Raw genomic sequence first — 16,850 nt, 5'->3', positions numbered from 1 at the left:
GTCAAATAAATAGTATATTATAGTATAGGAAAAAATAGCTATATCCCTTACAATACATGAAGAGGGAGAATAGGATTAGTTTTGCAAGATATAAGAAATAAAAGTTTATGACTTGCAATGAGTGCGAGATAAAATATATGAAAAATGGCAGAGAAATGAGAGGAGGGGGATTTTTATGACAGTTACAATTAAAGATGTGGCGAAGCAAGCGAATGTTGCACCATCAACAGTTTCTCGTGTAATTGCTGATAATCCAAGTATAAGTGAAAAGACAAAGCGCCGTGTTAGGAAAGTAATGAGTGAATTAGGGTATCATCCTAATTTAAATGCGAGAAATCTTGCGAACCAAACGACGAAAACACTTGGTCTTGTTATGCCAAGTTCTGCAAGTAAAGCTTTTCAAAATCCATTTTTCCCAGAAGTTATAAGAGGGATTAGTTCATTTGCACACGTAGAAGGTTATGCGCTTTACATGTCGACAGGTGAAACGGAAGAAGAAATTTTTAATGGTGTTGTAAAGATGGTACAGGGACGCCAAATTGGTGGCATTATTCTTTTATATTCAAGAGAGAATGATCGGATTATTCAATATTTACATGAACAAAATTTCCCGTTTGTTTTAATAGGAAAACCATATGATCGAAAAGATGAAATTACATATGTAGATAATGACAATTATACAGCTGCAAGAGAAGTGGCAGAATATTTAATTTCATTAGGGCATAAGCAAATCGCGTTCATTGGTGGTGGTTCAGATTTACTTGTAACGAGAGATCGTTTAGCTGGTATGAGTGATGCCTTGAAATTAGCAGACATTGTATTACCAAAAGAATATATTTTACATTTTGATTTTTCGAGGGAAAGTGGTCAACAAGCGGTTGAGGAATTAATGGGACTGCAGCAACCGCCGACGGCAATTATGGCAACGGATGACTTAATTGGACTTGGTGTGTTAAGTGCTCTTTCTAAAAAAGGATTCGTTGTACCGAAGGATGTTTCTATTGTAAGCTTTAATAATGCTTTATTATCAGAAATTGCGAGCCCTCCACTTTCGACAGTTGATGTGAATATTTATCAGCTGGGATATGAGGGAGCAAAAGCTTTAGTTGATAAAGTAGAGAATGCAGAATCCACTGCAAAGTGTATCATTATTCCTCATAAATTACTAAAACGTCAAACTTGTGATCATTATGCAGAAAAAAGCTAAGAGTTTAACTCTTAGCTTTTTTCTTTAGAAAGGCTTCTAATCGGTCGCAGCCTTCTTTTAAAGTTTCAATACTATACGCATAGGACAAGCGAAGGTAGCCTTCACCGTATTCAGAGAATGCTGTTCCAGGAACTACAGCTAGTCCAGCTTCTTTGACAAGATCAAGTGCAAAATCAAATGATGAAGATGTCAAATGACCAACATATGGGAATAAGTAAAATGCACCTGTTGGCTTTTCAACTGTTAATCCCATTTGAGTGAGTCTATTATATACGTAATCACGGCGTTTTTTATATTGGTGGCGCATCATTTTGGGTGCGTCTTTAGCTGCTGTTAATGCTTCAATTGCAGCGTATTGAGCGATTGAAGTAGCACACGTTACATTGTATTGATGAACTTTTAATATGTGTCCAGCTAAATAGCTTGGTGCAAATAAAAGTCCAACACGCCAGCCAGTCATAGAATGTGATTTAGATAAACCGTTAATGACAATTGTCTTTTCACGCATTTCTGGGAAATGAGCGATAGATGTGTGCTTTTGTTCATATACCAGCTCGCTATAAATTTCATCTGAAAGGACGAAAATATTTTTGTCTTTTAAAACATCTACAATATCTTTTAGTTCTTCTGTTGATAAAGTTACACCGGTCGGGTTAGAAGGATACGGTAGTACGATACATCTTGTTTTTTCTGTAATAGCATTTTTAAGCGCTTCAGCTGTTAAACGGAATCCAGTTTTACGAACATCTACAAAAATAGGTGTTGCACCGCATAATCGAATAATAGGTTCGTAACCTGGATAAATAGGAGCAGGTAAAATTACTTCTGTTCCTGGCTCTAAAATCGTTCGAAATGTAACATCAATTGCTTCGCTAGCACCGATTGTAACGATGGTTTCGTTTTCAGGTGAGTAATGTAAATCGTAGTTATCTTTTACGAAGTTACAAGCTGCCTTGCGTAATTCTAGTAAACCAGCGTTATGTGTATAGCTTGTATAGTTTTCTGTAATAGCCCGTTTTGCAGCTTCTTTTACGAGAGAAGGTGTAGGGAAATCGGGTTGTCCGATTGTTAAAGAAATCAAATTATCATAGTTTTGAATCATGTTAGAGAATTGACGGATTCCAGAAATTTGGATGTCCTTCACTCTAGGGTTAATGAATTGTTCCATTGTATCTCCCTTTCTTCCGTTTGAAAATTAAGTTCATTTTATCATATTTTCTATGATCGCGCTTTTTATATGTAATTTAGAAAGAGAGAGAAAAGAGAAAAAAGCCGCTATAAGCGACTTTTTAATATCCGTATTCCCAATCTATTTCATCTTCATTCCAGAGTACAGAGGATACCTTGCCAAGGTGAACAACTGATTCGTTTACAGCACATGTGCAATTTTCATCTCCTGCTTTATGCTGTAATTCTTCATATACTGATTTTTCAACATTTTCTAGAACAACCAAATTTTCTTCTTTTAAAACAAGCGTAGTACCCGCCATATTTATCTTCCTCCTACTAAAGTAATGATCACTTATTTGTAAACATAGATAGTATGGATTATATGCTGTATTTTGCTATAGTTGTCCGTCTAAAAAAGTATTTTTATATTTTCTTTGTAATCCGTATTCATTGTATACTGCACGAAGGAAATTTGGTACAGGGTTTACAATCATTTCGAAAATCTGTAACAATTATGATGAGTTGTTAACAAAGAATTAACAAATATGTTAAGAAAAATCAAAATTTTAAAACAAATACACCTATAAAATGATATAATCATATCAAAATACATATAGGGGATGAGAGGTTATGGAGCTTATCCGTGATTTATTGATTCAAATTGCCATCATAATTTTGCCACTATTTTTATATGAAGCGATTCGTTTAAATCGCTATCAAGAAATGCCTCCGAAGCCAAATCGTTACTTTATTATGTTTTTATCTAGCGTTACGCTCGTTCTCTCCATGACATACTCTATTTGTTTTGGCAATGTGTGTGGGTATAACTTTCACCCCATTCCAATTGTCAGTGGTTTTTTATATGGTGGGATTGTTGGTTTAATCCCAGCGGTTATTTTTGTTGCATATGAATGGTTACTAAAGGGAATGAGCTTTCTTCCAGTTTTAGAAGTAATATTTTTATTGATAGTTCCGCTGTTTTTATCAAAGAAATGGTCTCTTTTTTCAAGGGATAAGAAATTAATTTTAGCATTTATGATTTCATCATTTTATGTGCTTGTTTCTTTAGTATTAGGCATGATTAATGTTCTTTTGGAAACAGGATTTACACCGTATATTTCGCAAATATATAGCGGATTTATATTTGCCTCGCTTATCATGGTCATGACAATGGTATTTCAGGTGTATTTAACTGAATATTTAAACGAAAATGCATTGCTACGTACAGAGATGCAAAAATCAGAAAAGCTTAATATTGTAAGTGAGTTAGCAGCAAGTGTGGCACATGAAGTTCGAAATCCACTTACTGTTGTTCGTGGATTTATCCAATTGTTAGAAAGTACGGAAGATGTGAAGAATAAGGATTATATGCGCCTCGTATTAGCTGAATTGGATCGGGCGGAACAAATTATTTCAGATTACTTGAATTTAGCAAGGCCGCAAATTGAGAAAAAAGAACACATTTGTTTATCAGCCCAATTAATAGAAATGACCACTCTCATGTCGTCATTTGCAGCGATGCAAGGTGTATATTTACAAGTTGAAATTTCAGAAAGTCTTTATACGATTGGTGATAAGACAAAGTTGAAGCAAGCTATTATGAATGTTGTTAAAAATGGTATTGAAGCAATTCAAGGAAATAAAGGATATTTAAAAGTAACAGCCATTCAAAAAGACGAAACAATCATAATAAGAGTTAAAGATAGTGGTGTTGGTATGACGAAAGAACAGTTAGCAAGGCTGGGGCAACCATATTATTCTTTAAAAGAAAAAGGGACAGGATTAGGGCTTATGGTAACATTTAGTATTTTACAAGCGCATAATGGTACATTGGAATATAAGAGTGAAAGTGGAAAAGGCACTGAAGCAATTATTATATTACCAGCTGTACAAAATAAGGAATAAAAGTTACCGATGGAAGGTAACTTTTTATTTTATATTGCTTATTCATTTGTTTTTTCTTGTTTTGCTCGGCTAAATAAACTTTTAAATGTTTGAAAGACACTTTGCTCTTTTGAGGCAGCAACCATTCTTTTTGTTTCTTGAATTTCTCGAATAACTTGCATAAGCTGTGCATCACGATTACTGTCCTTGTTATAAATTTGACTAACAAGTTTATTCATTTTTTCTTCCTGTTTGGATTCTCGTTTATACATATGATTCATTAATAAGTCCATCTTTTCTTTTTGTAATGCATCTGTTCGAGCGGCGTGCTCGACTAACTCTTGAAGCATTTTTTCTTGAGAGCCTTCTTTTACATAAACTTGTTGCATCAATTCATCTAGTTTCTCATCCTTTAAACGATTTTGTGTAATTAGAGTAGAATTTTGATGAATAATTGCTTCATTTAATTGAGCTAGCATTTCAAGTTTCAACATGAATTCCTCAAAGTTACGTCCATCTTCCTTTTCTTTCGGTTGTATCTCTTGCTTATCTTGTATAACTGGTACAGGTGGGGCCTCTTTTTCTTTTAAAATAATCGGTATCGTTTCTGAAATATCTTCTTGTAATGTAGCAGCTCTTTCATGTATAGATTTCAATAGTTTTAAATCATCAAGTTTATAAATACGAGCATCAGCTGTTTTAGAAATCATATAGCCATGTTCCTCTAACAGTTGACTATATTTGCGGACTATATGTTTTGGGATGCCTGTTTTATTCGTGACATCTTTCGTTTTATAGGTAGCTTCCATGATATTTCCTCCCCAAAAAGTATCGTATATATCATTTCAATCTTTTATGAGGACTTCCTTTGAAAAAGAATGTCGGAAGGCTATTAGTTTTCTACAGCATTAGTGAAAAAATGAAAGTTTTTGGCGGAATGGCAAGGAATAACTAAAATAATGTCTGAAAACATATACAGGAGAAGTTTGTTATAATAACGGAGGAAAAAAGAAACTGGTAGAAACATGGAGGTATACATGAAGCAATTAAAAGGTATTATCATTTCAATTATCGCAATTCTGTCTATTTTAGTAGCAGTTTATGAAGTACTTGTGCCAGAGGAAACAAGTGTAAAGAAAACGAATACGTATGATCAAGTGTTAGAATTTCCGAAAGAACGTTATCCAGAGACAGGAAAACATATTACGGATGCTATAAAAGAAGGGCATTCAGAAGTTTGTACAATCGATCGTGGTGGTGCTGCAGATAGAAGGAAATTGTCGTTAGCACCATATCCTTCAAAAAAAGGGTATGATCGTGATGAATGGCCAATGGCGATGTGCAAGGAAGGCGGAAAAGGAGCACATATTGAATATATAAGTCCGGCGGATAACCGCGGAGCAGGCTCTTGGGTAGGGAATAAGTTAGATAAATATCCAGATGGTACGCGTGTGAAATTTGAAGTGAAGTAGTAGTTGTACATTTCATAATGAAGGAGAACGGGAACTATGGAGTTAACAATTTCTTATTCGCAATTAATGTTGATGAACTATGACGGTGAGCAGCCTTATGTAGACTGGACGGATGAAGATTTTGAAAGAGGTTATGCTGAGGCAGAGGGAACTGTTATTTTTGAAGCACTTTCTGATTATACTTGTGAAGTGAAAGTGACCCCAGGGAAACATATTGAAAAAGAAGAAGTGATTAGAACGATTACGGTTCCTTTTACAGTTGAAAATGAAAGTATCGTTATAACGAGTATTCTTTCAAATAAATTTCAAATACCTATTCCAAATGGTGAGTATACAGTGGTCTTACAAGCAATTCCTCTTGAAGAGCCAACGGATGATGAATTATATAAAATACAATACGAATTCTTTTTTGAAAGTAAAGAATAAAAAATGGGTTATCCTCAATAAGGATAACCCATTTTCGTTATGCGTTTGTTTTTAGCAGGGAGCGAGCATCTTTTGCTGCTTGCACCATGTGCTCTAAAGCTGGAATAACTTCTTCTGTTCTTCTCGTTTTTAAACCACAATCAGGATTAATCCAGAAATATTTAGGATCGCATACTTCTAAAGATTGTTCTACGATTTTATACATTTCATCTTTACTCGGTACACGTGGGCTATGAATATCATATACACCTAGACCGATGCCTTTTTCATATGTTGTATGTTTTAATGTATCAATAAATTCACCGTGACTTCTTGATGTTTCGATAGAAATCACATCTGCATCTAATGCGCGAATCGCATCAACAATATCTTCGAAGTTACTGTAACACATATGAGTATGAATTTGTGTTTCATTTGCTACAGAAGAAGTTGCTAAAAGGAAGGATTGAACTGCCCATGTAATATAAGCGTCCCAATCTTTTTCTTTTAGTGGCATTCCTTCACGAAGTGCTGGCTCATCGACTTGGATTACTCGAATTCCGGAAGATTCAAGTAGTTCAATTTCGTGACGAAGAGCTAATGCAATTTGATACGAAACTTCTTTTCTTGGAATGTCATTTCGAACGAAGGACCAATTTAAAATTGTAACAGGTCCAGTTAACATTCCTTTTACAACTTTCTCTGTTAAGCTTTGTGCATAAACAGTTTCCTTAATAGTCATTCCGTTAATAAAGGCTACATCACCATAAATAACAGGTGGTTTTACGCAGCGGGAACCGTATGATTGTACCCAACCGTTTTTAGTGAATGAGAAACCAGCAAGACGCTCACCGAAATATTCGACCATGTCAGTTCTTTCAAACTCACCATGTACAAGGACATCAAGACCAATTTCTTCTTGGTAACGAATCCATTTTTCTGTCTCTTTTTCAATAAATTTTTCATATTGTTCATTTGAAATAACACCGTTACGCCATTCTTTTCGCGTTTGACGAACTTCAGTTGTTTGCGGGAAGCTACCGATAGTTGTTGTTGGTAACAATGGTAACTCTAGGGCAACTTGTTGTAATTCGTATCGCTTTTCAAATGGAAGAGGACGTGAAAAATCTTCTTCTTTTAGTGCTGTTCGTGCTGCTTTGACATCTTCACGGTTACGTACAGCAGATGAACGAATTGTATGATGTACATTTCGATATGTTTCCAGCTCATTACTAATACTTTCTGTACCTTTAGTGAGAGCAGAATGAATAAGAACTAACTCTTCTAATTTTTGATTTGCAAATGCTAACGCATCAAATAGCTCAGTCGATAAGTGAGTTTCTTCTGTTTTATCGATTGGTGTATGCAATAAGCTACAAGAAGGCTGAACAATGAAGTCTTTCGTTTGGACTTGTTTTTGTAGCGTTGTAAATAACGTAAGAACTTCATCAAGGTCAGCTCTCCAAATGTTACGGCCATCTATACAACCGACAGCTAAAGTTTTATCAGCTGGGAATCCATATTTTGAAATAGCATGTAGATTACCTTCTTTACCATGAACGAAATCTAATCCAATACCGGATACAGGGAATGTAATAATTTCTTCATAGTTTTCTTCTACACTATCAAAATATGTTTGTAAAAGAAGGTTCGCATTTGGAACTTCTTTACGAATAGCTTCATAAATTTCTTTTGCTTGTTGAACTTCTTCTTTCGTTAAAGAAGCGAAAATCGGTTCATCAACTTGAATGACTTGTGCACCAGCTGCATGTAGTTCTGAAAGCAGTTGTACGTATGGTGCAACTAATTGTTTTAAAATCGTAGCGAATTGTTCTTGTGTATAACCTTTAGCTAATTTTAAGAAAGTATATGGTCCTAAAATAACAGGTTTTCCATCTACTCCTAATTCTTGTTTTGCCTCTTCGTATAAGCGAAGTGGACGATTATCTTTTAAAGAGATTTGTAATCCCTCTTCATATTCAGGAACGATATAATGATAGTTTGTGTTAAACCATTTTGTCATTTCAGAAGCTACGTGATCTTTAGAGCCACGCGCCATTGCGAAATATACATCAAGGTAAGATGTAAACTCAGAAAAACGTGATGGGATAAATCCTAGCATATAAGCAGTATCCAAAACGTGATCATAATATGTAAAGTCGCCAATTGGAATGAGTTCAATCCCTTTTTCTTGCTGTACTTTTACGTGTTGAAGGCGAATTTCTTTCATTGTTGTTAAAAATTGTTCTTCATCGATTTTATTGGACCAAAAAGCTTCCAATGTTTTTTTCCACTCTCGTTGTAGTCCGATACGTGGATAACCTAAGTTACTTGTTTGAATTGCCATTTTAAATTCCTCCCTAATTGAAAGTAAGCATTTCCGTTTACTAGGAAATACCTATAACAAAAAGTACAAAGACATAGAAAATAAGCCTTCCTTTTTGTTTTAACACCTCATCATCATCCGTGAATCTATCAGTGTTGTTAAAACAGGCAGGTCTCCTGACTTATGCTTCATATAATTTCTTTCACCTTCCCGTTTTCACAGTGGCACTAAAAAGAAATCTCAGCATTTACAGTGGCGGGACCGTGTTGGAGTTTCACCAAGCTTCCCTTTTAAACACGAAACGAAACTTTCGTGTACCTATTTTCCTTTTGAAAGGAATTTAACAAGCGATATGATATTGAAACAAATTCTAACACAATTTTTGGAATTTTGTCTACTGTTTTAAAATAAGAAAATTCCAAAGTTTTTATTTCTTATTATTCTGACTTTTACATTCTGAAGTAACTAATAATATTACATTATAAAAAGAGAAATTGAGCTATGAAAGAAGTAGGGATGTCTTCTTTCATAGCTCAATTTTCATCTATAGCAACTTCTGAAAGCCGGCCTGCTATAGCATCTTTAAGGAGGGTGTTTAGCCATTGTAGTTCAACTGTAATATGCTCAATTACACTTTGTAAAATATATAGTTGTGCACGTGGAACTTTTCCTTTATTACAATCATATATCGTTTGCATAGTATATAAATATTGAAGAGTATCGTTTTTCTTTTTTTCTAAAATAGGAACTAATTCGTGATCATTGCTAAAGTGAGCGAAAGATAAGGCTGAATAAATAGGTTTATATATTTGGTTTTTTGCTTCGAATTGTTTTAATAGTAAAGTGTGGAATAGTTTTTTGCCTTCTTCTGTTATATGAAAAATCGTTTTGTCAGGTCGATTTGTGTCTCTAATTACATTTGTAATATGAATTGCGCCTTGCTTTTCTAATTGCTCGAAGGCGTAATAAAGTGATCCTTTAGCATATTTAATGTAACAATCCATTTGTCGTTCTTTCATAATATGCTGCACTTCATATGGATGTTTATCTCCTTCGAGTAGCAAGCCGAGAATGACTAATTTCATGCTCATGCTGTCTCAACTCCTGTATATAAAAACTTTATCCGGCATTAACGGGCAGTAAGACACCCATCCAAAAATTCAGCGGAACCAAAGAAGTTAGGTGGGGGGCGGGCTGTCCGTAAAAGCCCGATTGGTTCAATTAATAATCAGTGGGGGATGAACAAAACCGCCACTGATTAAAGATTAACTTTATACATATTATAAACGGCATATCCTTTTTCATAAAGGGATATGCCGCTTCTTTTTTATATTAACTGACTTGCTTTTGTTTTTCTTTCTTTTTAGGGCCTGTAAAGAGGCGTTCATTTCCCATAAGTAAAATACAAATAATACTTAGTACAGCCGGAATAAGTGCCCAGAAGAATGTGTTCGCAATAGATGTAGCGAGAGCTTCTTTAATACCCGCTAATATTTCAGCAGGAATTTTTGCGGTAGCGCCTGGCGATAATAAGAAACTTGTGTCTCCACCTTTTGGAGCTAATTTTGCTAGTTCAGGGGGGAACACAGAGTTTAGTTTATCTGTAAAAATATGATTTTGAATTGTACCGAAAATCGTTACACCAAGAGTCATACCGAGTGATCGGAAGAATGAGTTTGTTGATGTTGCCGAACCACGGTCTCGCATTTCTAATTTGTGAATAGAAGACATACTTAATACTGAGAATGAGAAGCCAACACCAAGCCCAGCGAGAATCATAAATAGTGTTACGAGTAAACGAGGTGTATCCATTGTTAAAGTACTTAATAAATAAATACCAAGAACGAAGAAGACGCCAGATACCATCATAATGTTACGATAGCTTGTTCGAGAAGCTAATTGTCCTCCTGTTTGACTTCCAATTACAGAACCAACCATCATTGGTGTTAAAATTAATCCGGCATTAGAGGCGGAACCTCCAAGAACGCCTTGAATGAAGATTGGAATATAAACTGTACAGATAATAAAAGCGGCACCATAGAAAAAGGCAACTCCTTGACTAGCTGCGAATAAAGGTTTTTTAAATAGATGGAACGAAATAATAGGCTCGGTTGCTTTTCGTTCTACAAAGAAGAAAATAATAAGCGTAATAACTACTGTTGTAAATAAGCCAATAATTACAGTGGAATTCCAGGCATATTCCTTACCACCAAGTTCTAATGCGAACATTAAGCAAACGATACTTATGACAAGTGTAATAGCACCAGCCCAATCAATTTTTTGTTTTCTAAATTCTAGAGACTCACTGTAGTATTTAGTAATGAAGAAAAAGGAGATAAGTCCTAATGGAATATTGATATAGAAGACCCAATGCCAACTTATATAGTCTGTAATATAAGCGCCTAATAAAGGACCGAATACACTAGAGGTCCCGAAAACAGCACCGAATAGTCCTGTCATCTTCCCACGTTTTTCTGGTGGGAAGATATCGTACATAATTGTGAAGGCGATAGGCATAAGGGCACCACCACCGATACCTTGAATAGCTCTATAAATACTTAATTGCTCAATACTTGAAGCTGTTCCGCAGAGCGCAGAACCGAATAAGAAAAGAATGAGGCCACCAATATAAAAACGTTTCCGCCCGTACATATCAGAAAGTTTCCCGAAGATAGGCATCCCTGCCATTGTTGCTACCATATAAGCTGATGTGACCCAAACAAACTTATCAAATCCTCCTAAGTCTCCAACAATTGTTGCCATTGCGGTTGCAACGATTGTATTGTCCATTGCGGCCATTAATATACCAAGCAGTAAACCAGCAACAACAAATTTTGTCTTGTTGGCGTCTTTTTTTAATGGTTGAGTTTCCAAATATAACCCTCCTTTAGAAATAAGTAAACTATATTAAGTTTTGAGTGCAGTGGATAAAAAATTTAAATGTATAGGTGATTTTAATTTCTTTTCCATAAGTGCACTGATATGCCATAAAGAATATTATAGTCAAATTTGACTATAAGGCAAACTTTTTCTTCCGTCAAAATATTCTTTCGTATGAGTAGAGAACGAGTGAGCCATATTGAATATTGCCATAAAGTAAATTGTAAAAAAATTTCATTAAGAACACCTTCTGTTAATAGATGAAAAATGGTTTTTTCTTCATATTGTCGAATAGGATAAAAGGAAGAGAAATATTAAACATTGCTTGTAGTAAGCTTTAGTAATTTGGGGAATTCATTGTGTGTATGATACATCTGAAATGAGGTGAATATATATTATGAAAATATGGGGACGAATTTCGGATACAGGAAAGTATTCAATACCGCTACAACCAGTATTGTGGATTGACGGATCGAAAAAGGAAAATGAATTTCCTCAAGTAGCCGTTACATTAAAAATTGGTAGTATGTATACAGAACAATTTTCGTATGAATTGACCTACGATGTAAACGACATACTTATTATGAGAATTGAAGTGGAAAATAAAGGGGTAGAAATGATTTCGAGAGTTGTTGTAAGTCATATGATTCGAGATTACTTTGCTTATATTCCTAATTCTTTAAAAGTTGATAAGGGGATAAGTGAGTTTTTATTCCAGCTTGTAAGGTGGCGAATTGATGATTTGTTACCGAATGAAAAGGTGGAACTACGTTGTAAAATAAAAGCTAATAAAGATAAAGCTCTTAAACAAGCATTCTTTCAGGCTACATATACATTTCAAGATAAAGAGATATCATATGGTCCACTGCAAACAAATGAAGTTGTTGTGCGTCAATAATAAAAAGGAACCTGTACAAAAGGTTCCTTTTTTTAGTGAAGGTTGTGTTTTTTGAGTATTTTCTTTTGCTCCATTCCTTTTTTTCCTACATAGTTATTTTTGTAGCCAAAGTATAGAATAAATAAAAATGAAACAACATTAACAATAGCGTCAATTTGATCGTTTGTAATAAAGTGTATGCCGAAAGAGGTAAATAATAATTTTAATGATAATAGAAAACCAGCTAGTAACCGCATAGCATCTGATAGATTCTCTTTTTGTAGCATATAGATTACTCCTTTCTATAAAAGTTATATATTATATATATGAAATAGAGTAGAAAAGGTATACAAGCTTAAGCAGAAATGTACATTGGATATGTACATTTTTTATTTGGTAGAAAAACATTATTGATATAGAAACATATATTGGTATAAAAGGGGGAGAAGTATGAAACATAAAGGGAAAATTAGTGGATTATTACTTGGAAATACAGTGGCAGTTACAGAATGGATTGCACTTCAGGATGTAATTGCAAAACTGGATTCACGATCATTTTATACCGTCTTTATTATTTATATATTGCAAATGATACTAAGTTATTATTTTGGACATTGGTACGATAAAAGAGCGAACAAGCGTATGAATGAAGAAGCAGGAGGAATGGCAAGCAACGATTTTGTTGTTGATTTTTTTGGGAAAGTAGCCGCTTTATCTGAAAGAGCTTCCCGTAATATTACAGTTTACATTCTTTCTGTAAAAGAATGGGAAGGATTAAAAGACACGTTGCAAGAAAAAAAATTGGGAGTGTTAGTACAAAAATTAGAGAGTACCATTGTAAAGTCAATTCGGAAGGGAGATGTTGTTACAAAGTGGGATGAAAATAAGTATGTTATTGTAGCAATTGATAATGGTCATGAAACATCAACAATAACAAACAGATTAATGAAAAATATTGAAAGTGAAATAGAAGGTGATTTACTCAGTGTCACTCTTTTATTTGGAGCAGCTAGCTATCCAGTAGAAGGAAAAACGTTTGAAGAACTGTTGAGAAAGTCGCAAAATCAATTGTACCAGTATAGAAATTTGCAAGAAAATGAGTGAAGCTTTGATTTGAAGATATTTGATAGGAAGAAGTTTTATTTGTAACATTTTTTTGACTTTTATTACAAAAAAACGCTGCGTTTGTAATAAAAGTCTTTAAAAATATATGAAATAAGCATATAATTATGATGGTAGTGTCAATGCAATTTGCACAATGTGTTTTATTTTAAAAGTGTAGAGGAAAGCAAGCTCTACACTTTTCCTTTTTAGGAAATGAAAAGAATATTTGTAAGTTGTTGCGAGATATCGATTGTACTGTGTAAAATGAACAAAGAGATTATTTGATAGAAAGCTGGAAAGGGAATGATAGACGTGAGAGCGGAACGATCACCTTTTATCAGGTGAACTATTATAGTCTTATTAAGACTGAGGTGAAATTCTGTGGCCATTAAGGTAATACATAGTGTGAACAGATTTTAAAGAACACGAAGTACTATACTTAAAGATGGATATGGAACTGCTAAATACTTCAAAAAGAATAATGTAATATTAAGTAATAATTTGTACAAACAATATTAATGATCTTCGTAAAAAAGATGCGAGTGTATAGAACAATTACATATTTTATAACTTTTTTATATTACACGATGGTCGTTTATAAGTAGGAGGAAGAGATGTTGAAATATAGTAAATTAGCAATTATAACTGCATTATCAATGACTTTATTAGCCGGTTGTTTTGGACCGAAACCAGAAGAAGAATTATATGTAGCGTTTGAAAACGCTGCTAAACAAGAAAAAACAATGTTTGAAGATGCAAAAAAACTTGAGACTTTAGAGAAAGAAGGACAAGAATTATATAACCAGATTGTGCAAGAAGGAAAAGATAATAATCAAACTGTTAAAGAAAAACTGAATCAAGCAGCAAAGAATACAACTGAACGAGAAAAAGTACTTACAAAAGAAAAAGAGGCCTTAAATAAAGCGCAAGAAGAAGTGAAGTCAGCTGATAAGTATGTGAAGAAAATTGAAGATAATAAGTTGAAAGATCAAGCTGATAAAGTGAAAAGCATGTATGAGAAACGACACGATTCATTTAATAAAATGTATGACAGCTATAATAAATCTTTAAAACAAGAAAAAGAGTTATATACAATGTTACAAGATAAAGGTACTAAATTAAAAGATATTAGTGAAAAAGTAAAAGTAGTAAATCAATCTTATAAGGATATTGAGTCAGAAAAAGATAAATTTAATGAATTCACAAAGTCTTATAATACAGAAAAAGTAGCTTTTTATAAACAAGCAAATATTAAAATTAAAGAAGAGAAAAAATAAAACAGTTTGGCCTACACTTGGCCAAACTGTTTTATTTTTTTGTATAAGTACGACTATACCATGGAACCGGTTCACTTAATTTTTTTTCTTGTTTCAATGCTTCAGGCCCAATATAATCTTGAAGTGTTTTTTTTGCTACTGTTAAAGATAAGGTTGTTTTCGGATTTCGATAGGAGGATTCAAGATGACCAAGATGCGGTAGAATTCGAAAATCTTCTTTCGTAGGAGGGATGTGGAAAAAATAATCGCCTAAACGTATAAGGACATCAGATTGTTGTTGGCTAAAACGTGGGTTTCTAGAAAAATGTAATCCTTCTTTAATTGCTTTTTTTTCAGCAATCAAACGCTCTAAAGCTGTCTTTTTTAACCAGTATAAATATTTAGGATTAGTAGCTGCTTTAGCATGACGATTCACAACGAAAATAGATTGAGCTAGTCGATTAATAGAATGTTGGTTTTGTAATTGAGATTGTGGTTGTGAAGGTTTCATATTGAATCTCCTTTCAATTTTTCATTATTATAGCATAAATAAAATAGGTTTTTATTATATGCAAAAAGTGATTGTATATATTTTCAATATTAAAGCAATATTGTTACAAAAAACAACTATTTTGTATAATAGTAATAGAATATGTTTTTGAAATTTGATAATGAAAGAGTGAGAAGTTTGAAAGAAATATTAAAACAACAGTATGCCATTATAGATATTGGATCTAATACAATGCGTTTAGTTATTTATGAAAAGCAAAATGGAGGTTTTTATAAAGAGATTGAAAATACGAAAGTGGTTGCTAGGTTAAGGAATTACTTAATTGATGGTGTGTTGAATGAAGAGGGAATAGAAGTATTATTACAGACATTATTTCAATTTCAAGAAAGTACAAGGTTCCATCAGTTGCATCATGTACTTTGTGTTGCAACAGCAACAATTAGACAGTCTGAGAATCAAGAGGAAATTAAAAAGCTTATTGAAGGACAAACGGACTTTACTCTTAGAGTATTATCAGAATATGAGGAAGCGCGTTACGGATACTTGGCGGTTATGAATTCTACATCGTTTTCAGAAGGAATAACGGTAGATATTGGTGGGGGAAGTACGGAAGTTACATACTTTAGAAATAGAGAGATTTTAGAGTACCATAGTTTTCCTTTTGGGGCACTTTCTTTAAAGCAACAATTTATTAAAGGTGACATTCCTACTAAAGATGAGTTAGAGGGAATGCAACATTATTTAGAATTTCAATTTCAAACGTTACCATGGTTCATCAATAAGAAATTGCCTCTTATTGCAATTGGTGGTAGTGCGAGGAACTTAGTAAAAATCCATCAAAATTTAATATGTTATCCTATAGCAGGATTACATTTATACAAGATGAAAGAAGAAGATATTGAAAATGTAAAAGATGAGTTGGAAAAATTGTCGTTCATAGAACTTCAGAAATTGGAAGGATTGGCAAAAGATCGAGCGGATACGATTATTCCAGCGGTTGAAGTATTTCATACACTTGTTAATGTTATAGAGGCACCGGCATTTGTATTAAGTAGAAAAGGATTAAGAGAAGGTGTTTTCTATGAAGAGTTGACAAAAGATTTGGGGATTTCATATTATCCGAACGTAGTTGAAGAAAGTTTGCATTTACTATCACATGAATACGAAATGGACATGGAATTTGTTATTCAACTTATTAAACATGGAAGACTAATTTGCAAACAACTTGAGGAAATAGGGCTTATTTCTATGTCAGTAAAAGACTGGGAAGTATTCCATCAAGCAGCGAAAGTATTTAATATAGGCAAATATATAGACGAAGAAGCGAGCCGTTTACATACGTTTTATTTATTGGCGAATAAGACAATTGATGGCATGATGCATAAAGATAGAGTGAGGTTAGCGCTTATTGCATCTTATAAATCAAAAATGCTATTTAAACAACATTTATCTCCATTTGAAGGTTGGTTTGATAAAAGTGAACAAAAAAAAATCCGTCTATTAGGAGCTGTTTTACAATTTTCAGCTGCTTTAAATGCAAGGCAACGATCGCTTGTTGAAACCATATCTATAACAGAAAGCAAAGAGGCATTAACGTTTAAAGTTTTATGTGAACAGTCTGCATTAGCAGAAAAAGTGCAAGCTGAAAAACAAAAAAAACAGTTAGAAAGAGTATTAAAAACGAATATTAACTTGTTATTTGAACTAAAACATTAGGTCGTACGGATGTCTTTACGAAAAATTTACACTTTGTAATAT

16 protein-coding genes and 1 riboswitch are annotated in these 16,850 nt (G+C 33.7%); of the genes, 8 read left to right on the top strand and 8 right to left on the bottom strand.

Going from position 1 to position 16,850, the window contains the following annotated elements; genetic code table 11:
• Positions 1–175 precede the first annotated feature (175 nt).
• Positions 176–1,207: a maltose operon transcriptional repressor MalR gene (gene malR, locus BCG9842_RS19965; RefSeq protein ID WP_000219055.1), complete on the top strand. Its 1,032-nt coding sequence runs from the start codon at positions 176–178 to the stop codon at positions 1,205–1,207.
• Positions 1,208–1,211: 4 nt separating this feature from the next.
• Here the strand turns inward: malR and BCG9842_RS19960 are convergent, their stop codons facing one another.
• Together BCG9842_RS19960 and BCG9842_RS19955 are read right to left on the bottom strand one after the other, a co-directional pair.
• The gene (locus BCG9842_RS19960) at positions 1,212–2,375 is read right to left on the bottom strand and encodes an aminotransferase A (protein ID WP_000434586.1); all 1,164 of its coding nucleotides are present in this window, start codon (positions 2,373–2,375) and stop codon (positions 1,212–1,214) included.
• Between the two features lie 121 nt (positions 2,376–2,496).
• Entirely contained in the window at positions 2,497–2,697 is a 201-nt protein-coding gene (locus BCG9842_RS19955) for a hypothetical protein (RefSeq protein WP_000929277.1), read from the bottom strand.
• A 310-nt stretch (positions 2,698–3,007) separates the two neighbouring features.
• Between BCG9842_RS19955 and kinB the strand changes: the two genes are divergently transcribed.
• Positions 3,008–4,282: a sporulation sensor histidine kinase KinB gene (gene kinB / locus BCG9842_RS19950; RefSeq protein WP_000420369.1), complete on the top strand. Its 1,275-nt coding sequence runs from the start codon at positions 3,008–3,010 to the stop codon at positions 4,280–4,282.
• Positions 4,283–4,320: 38 nt separating this feature from the next.
• On the opposite strand, the gene BCG9842_RS19945 is transcribed toward kinB, so the two are convergent.
• Positions 4,321–5,070, bottom strand: a complete 750-nt coding sequence (locus BCG9842_RS19945) for a DUF3967 domain-containing protein (RefSeq protein ID WP_000388469.1) — start codon at positions 5,068–5,070, stop codon at positions 4,321–4,323.
• 228 nt (positions 5,071–5,298) lie between these two features.
• Between BCG9842_RS19945 and nucA the strand changes: the two genes are divergently transcribed.
• Together nucA and BCG9842_RS19935 are read left to right on the top strand one after the other, a co-directional pair.
• A complete protein-coding gene (gene nucA, locus BCG9842_RS19940; RefSeq protein ID WP_000811494.1) occupies positions 5,299–5,733 on the top strand; it encodes a DNA-entry nuclease in 435 nt (144 codons plus the stop codon).
• Positions 5,734–5,769: 36 nt separating this feature from the next.
• Positions 5,770–6,159, top strand: coding sequence for a competence protein ComJ (locus tag BCG9842_RS19935; protein ID WP_000424022.1), 390 nt, complete (start codon positions 5,770–5,772; stop codon positions 6,157–6,159).
• A 37-nt stretch (positions 6,160–6,196) separates the two neighbouring features.
• On the opposite strand, the gene metE is transcribed toward BCG9842_RS19935, so the two are convergent.
• The 3 genes from metE to BCG9842_RS19920 all read right to left on the bottom strand — a co-directional run bounded on the left by metE (position 6,197) and on the right by BCG9842_RS19920 (position 11,338).
• Positions 6,197–8,485 (bottom strand): 5-methyltetrahydropteroyltriglutamate--homocysteine S-methyltransferase, encoded by a 2,289-nt coding sequence (gene metE / locus BCG9842_RS19930; protein WP_001007602.1) that lies wholly within the window; start codon positions 8,483–8,485, stop codon positions 6,197–6,199.
• A gap of 128 nt (positions 8,486–8,613) precedes the next feature.
• Positions 8,614–8,801: riboswitch (cobalamin riboswitch) on the bottom strand.
• 196 nt (positions 8,802–8,997) lie between these two features.
• Entirely contained in the window at positions 8,998–9,555 is a 558-nt protein-coding gene (locus tag BCG9842_RS19925; protein WP_000062064.1) for a PadR family transcriptional regulator, read from the bottom strand.
• A 241-nt stretch (positions 9,556–9,796) separates the two neighbouring features.
• Entirely contained in the window at positions 9,797–11,338 is a 1,542-nt protein-coding gene (locus tag BCG9842_RS19920) for an MDR family MFS transporter (RefSeq protein ID WP_000449901.1), read from the bottom strand.
• A gap of 403 nt (positions 11,339–11,741) precedes the next feature.
• Here BCG9842_RS19920 and BCG9842_RS19915 point away from each other — a divergent pair, with 403 nt between their 5' ends.
• Positions 11,742–12,242, top strand: a complete 501-nt coding sequence (locus BCG9842_RS19915; RefSeq protein WP_000708116.1) for a hypothetical protein — start codon at positions 11,742–11,744, stop codon at positions 12,240–12,242.
• Positions 12,243–12,274: 32 nt separating this feature from the next.
• Here BCG9842_RS19915 and BCG9842_RS19910 read toward each other — a convergent pair whose 3' ends face one another.
• On the bottom strand, positions 12,275–12,508 hold the full coding sequence (locus BCG9842_RS19910) for an SPP1 phage holin family protein (RefSeq protein ID WP_000939448.1): 234 nt from the start codon (positions 12,506–12,508) through the stop codon (positions 12,275–12,277).
• A 163-nt stretch (positions 12,509–12,671) separates the two neighbouring features.
• Between BCG9842_RS19910 and BCG9842_RS19905 the strand changes: the two genes are divergently transcribed.
• A complete protein-coding gene (locus BCG9842_RS19905) occupies positions 12,672–13,325 on the top strand; it encodes a diguanylate cyclase domain-containing protein (protein ID WP_000680814.1) in 654 nt (217 codons plus the stop codon).
• Between the two features lie 614 nt (positions 13,326–13,939).
• Positions 13,940–14,602, top strand: a complete 663-nt coding sequence (locus BCG9842_RS19900; protein ID WP_000922470.1) for a YkyA family protein — start codon at positions 13,940–13,942, stop codon at positions 14,600–14,602.
• A 31-nt stretch (positions 14,603–14,633) separates the two neighbouring features.
• Here the strand turns inward: BCG9842_RS19900 and BCG9842_RS19895 are convergent, their stop codons facing one another.
• Positions 14,634–15,092: a YkyB family protein gene (locus tag BCG9842_RS19895; protein WP_000804864.1), complete on the bottom strand. Its 459-nt coding sequence runs from the start codon at positions 15,090–15,092 to the stop codon at positions 14,634–14,636.
• 141 nt (positions 15,093–15,233) lie between these two features.
• Between BCG9842_RS19895 and BCG9842_RS19890 the strand changes: the two genes are divergently transcribed.
• The gene (locus BCG9842_RS19890) at positions 15,234–16,808 is read left to right on the top strand and encodes a Ppx/GppA family phosphatase (RefSeq protein WP_003279790.1); all 1,575 of its coding nucleotides are present in this window, start codon (positions 15,234–15,236) and stop codon (positions 16,806–16,808) included.
• Positions 16,809–16,850: the final 42 nt, after the last annotated feature.

It is taken from the genome of Bacillus cereus G9842 (genome assembly GCF_000021305.1).
In the GTDB taxonomy this organism is placed as follows: domain Bacteria; phylum Bacillota; class Bacilli; order Bacillales; family Bacillaceae_G; genus Bacillus_A; species Bacillus_A thuringiensis_S.
This window is presented reverse-complemented; position numbering and strand designations above follow the sequence as displayed.

Coding starts and splice junctions, on each gene's coding strand:
- malR (WP_000219055.1), top strand. CDS start 176: ATGACAGTTACAATTAAAGATGTGGCGAAGCAAGCGAATGTTGCACCA.
- BCG9842_RS19890 (WP_003279790.1), top strand. CDS start 15,234: ATGTTTTTGAAATTTGATAATGAAAGAGTGAGAAGTTTGAAAGAAATA.
- BCG9842_RS19925 (WP_000062064.1), bottom strand. CDS start 9,555: ATGAGCATGAAATTAGTCATTCTCGGCTTGCTACTCGAAGGAGATAAA.
- nucA (WP_000811494.1), top strand. CDS start 5,299: ATGAAGCAATTAAAAGGTATTATCATTTCAATTATCGCAATTCTGTCT.
- kinB (WP_000420369.1), top strand. CDS start 3,008: ATGGAGCTTATCCGTGATTTATTGATTCAAATTGCCATCATAATTTTG.
- BCG9842_RS19960 (WP_000434586.1), bottom strand. CDS start 2,375: ATGGAACAATTCATTAACCCTAGAGTGAAGGACATCCAAATTTCTGGA.
- BCG9842_RS19915 (WP_000708116.1), top strand. CDS start 11,742: ATGAAAATATGGGGACGAATTTCGGATACAGGAAAGTATTCAATACCG.
- BCG9842_RS19895 (WP_000804864.1), bottom strand. CDS start 15,092: ATGAAACCTTCACAACCACAATCTCAATTACAAAACCAACATTCTATT.
- metE (WP_001007602.1), bottom strand. CDS start 8,485: ATGGCAATTCAAACAAGTAACTTAGGTTATCCACGTATCGGACTACAA.
- BCG9842_RS19910 (WP_000939448.1), bottom strand. CDS start 12,508: ATGCTACAAAAAGAGAATCTATCAGATGCTATGCGGTTACTAGCTGGT.
- BCG9842_RS19955 (WP_000929277.1), bottom strand. CDS start 2,697: ATGGCGGGTACTACGCTTGTTTTAAAAGAAGAAAATTTGGTTGTTCTA.
- BCG9842_RS19945 (WP_000388469.1), bottom strand. CDS start 5,070: ATGGAAGCTACCTATAAAACGAAAGATGTCACGAATAAAACAGGCATC.
- BCG9842_RS19935 (WP_000424022.1), top strand. CDS start 5,770: ATGGAGTTAACAATTTCTTATTCGCAATTAATGTTGATGAACTATGAC.
- BCG9842_RS19905 (WP_000680814.1), top strand. CDS start 12,672: ATGAAACATAAAGGGAAAATTAGTGGATTATTACTTGGAAATACAGTG.
- BCG9842_RS19900 (WP_000922470.1), top strand. CDS start 13,940: ATGTTGAAATATAGTAAATTAGCAATTATAACTGCATTATCAATGACT.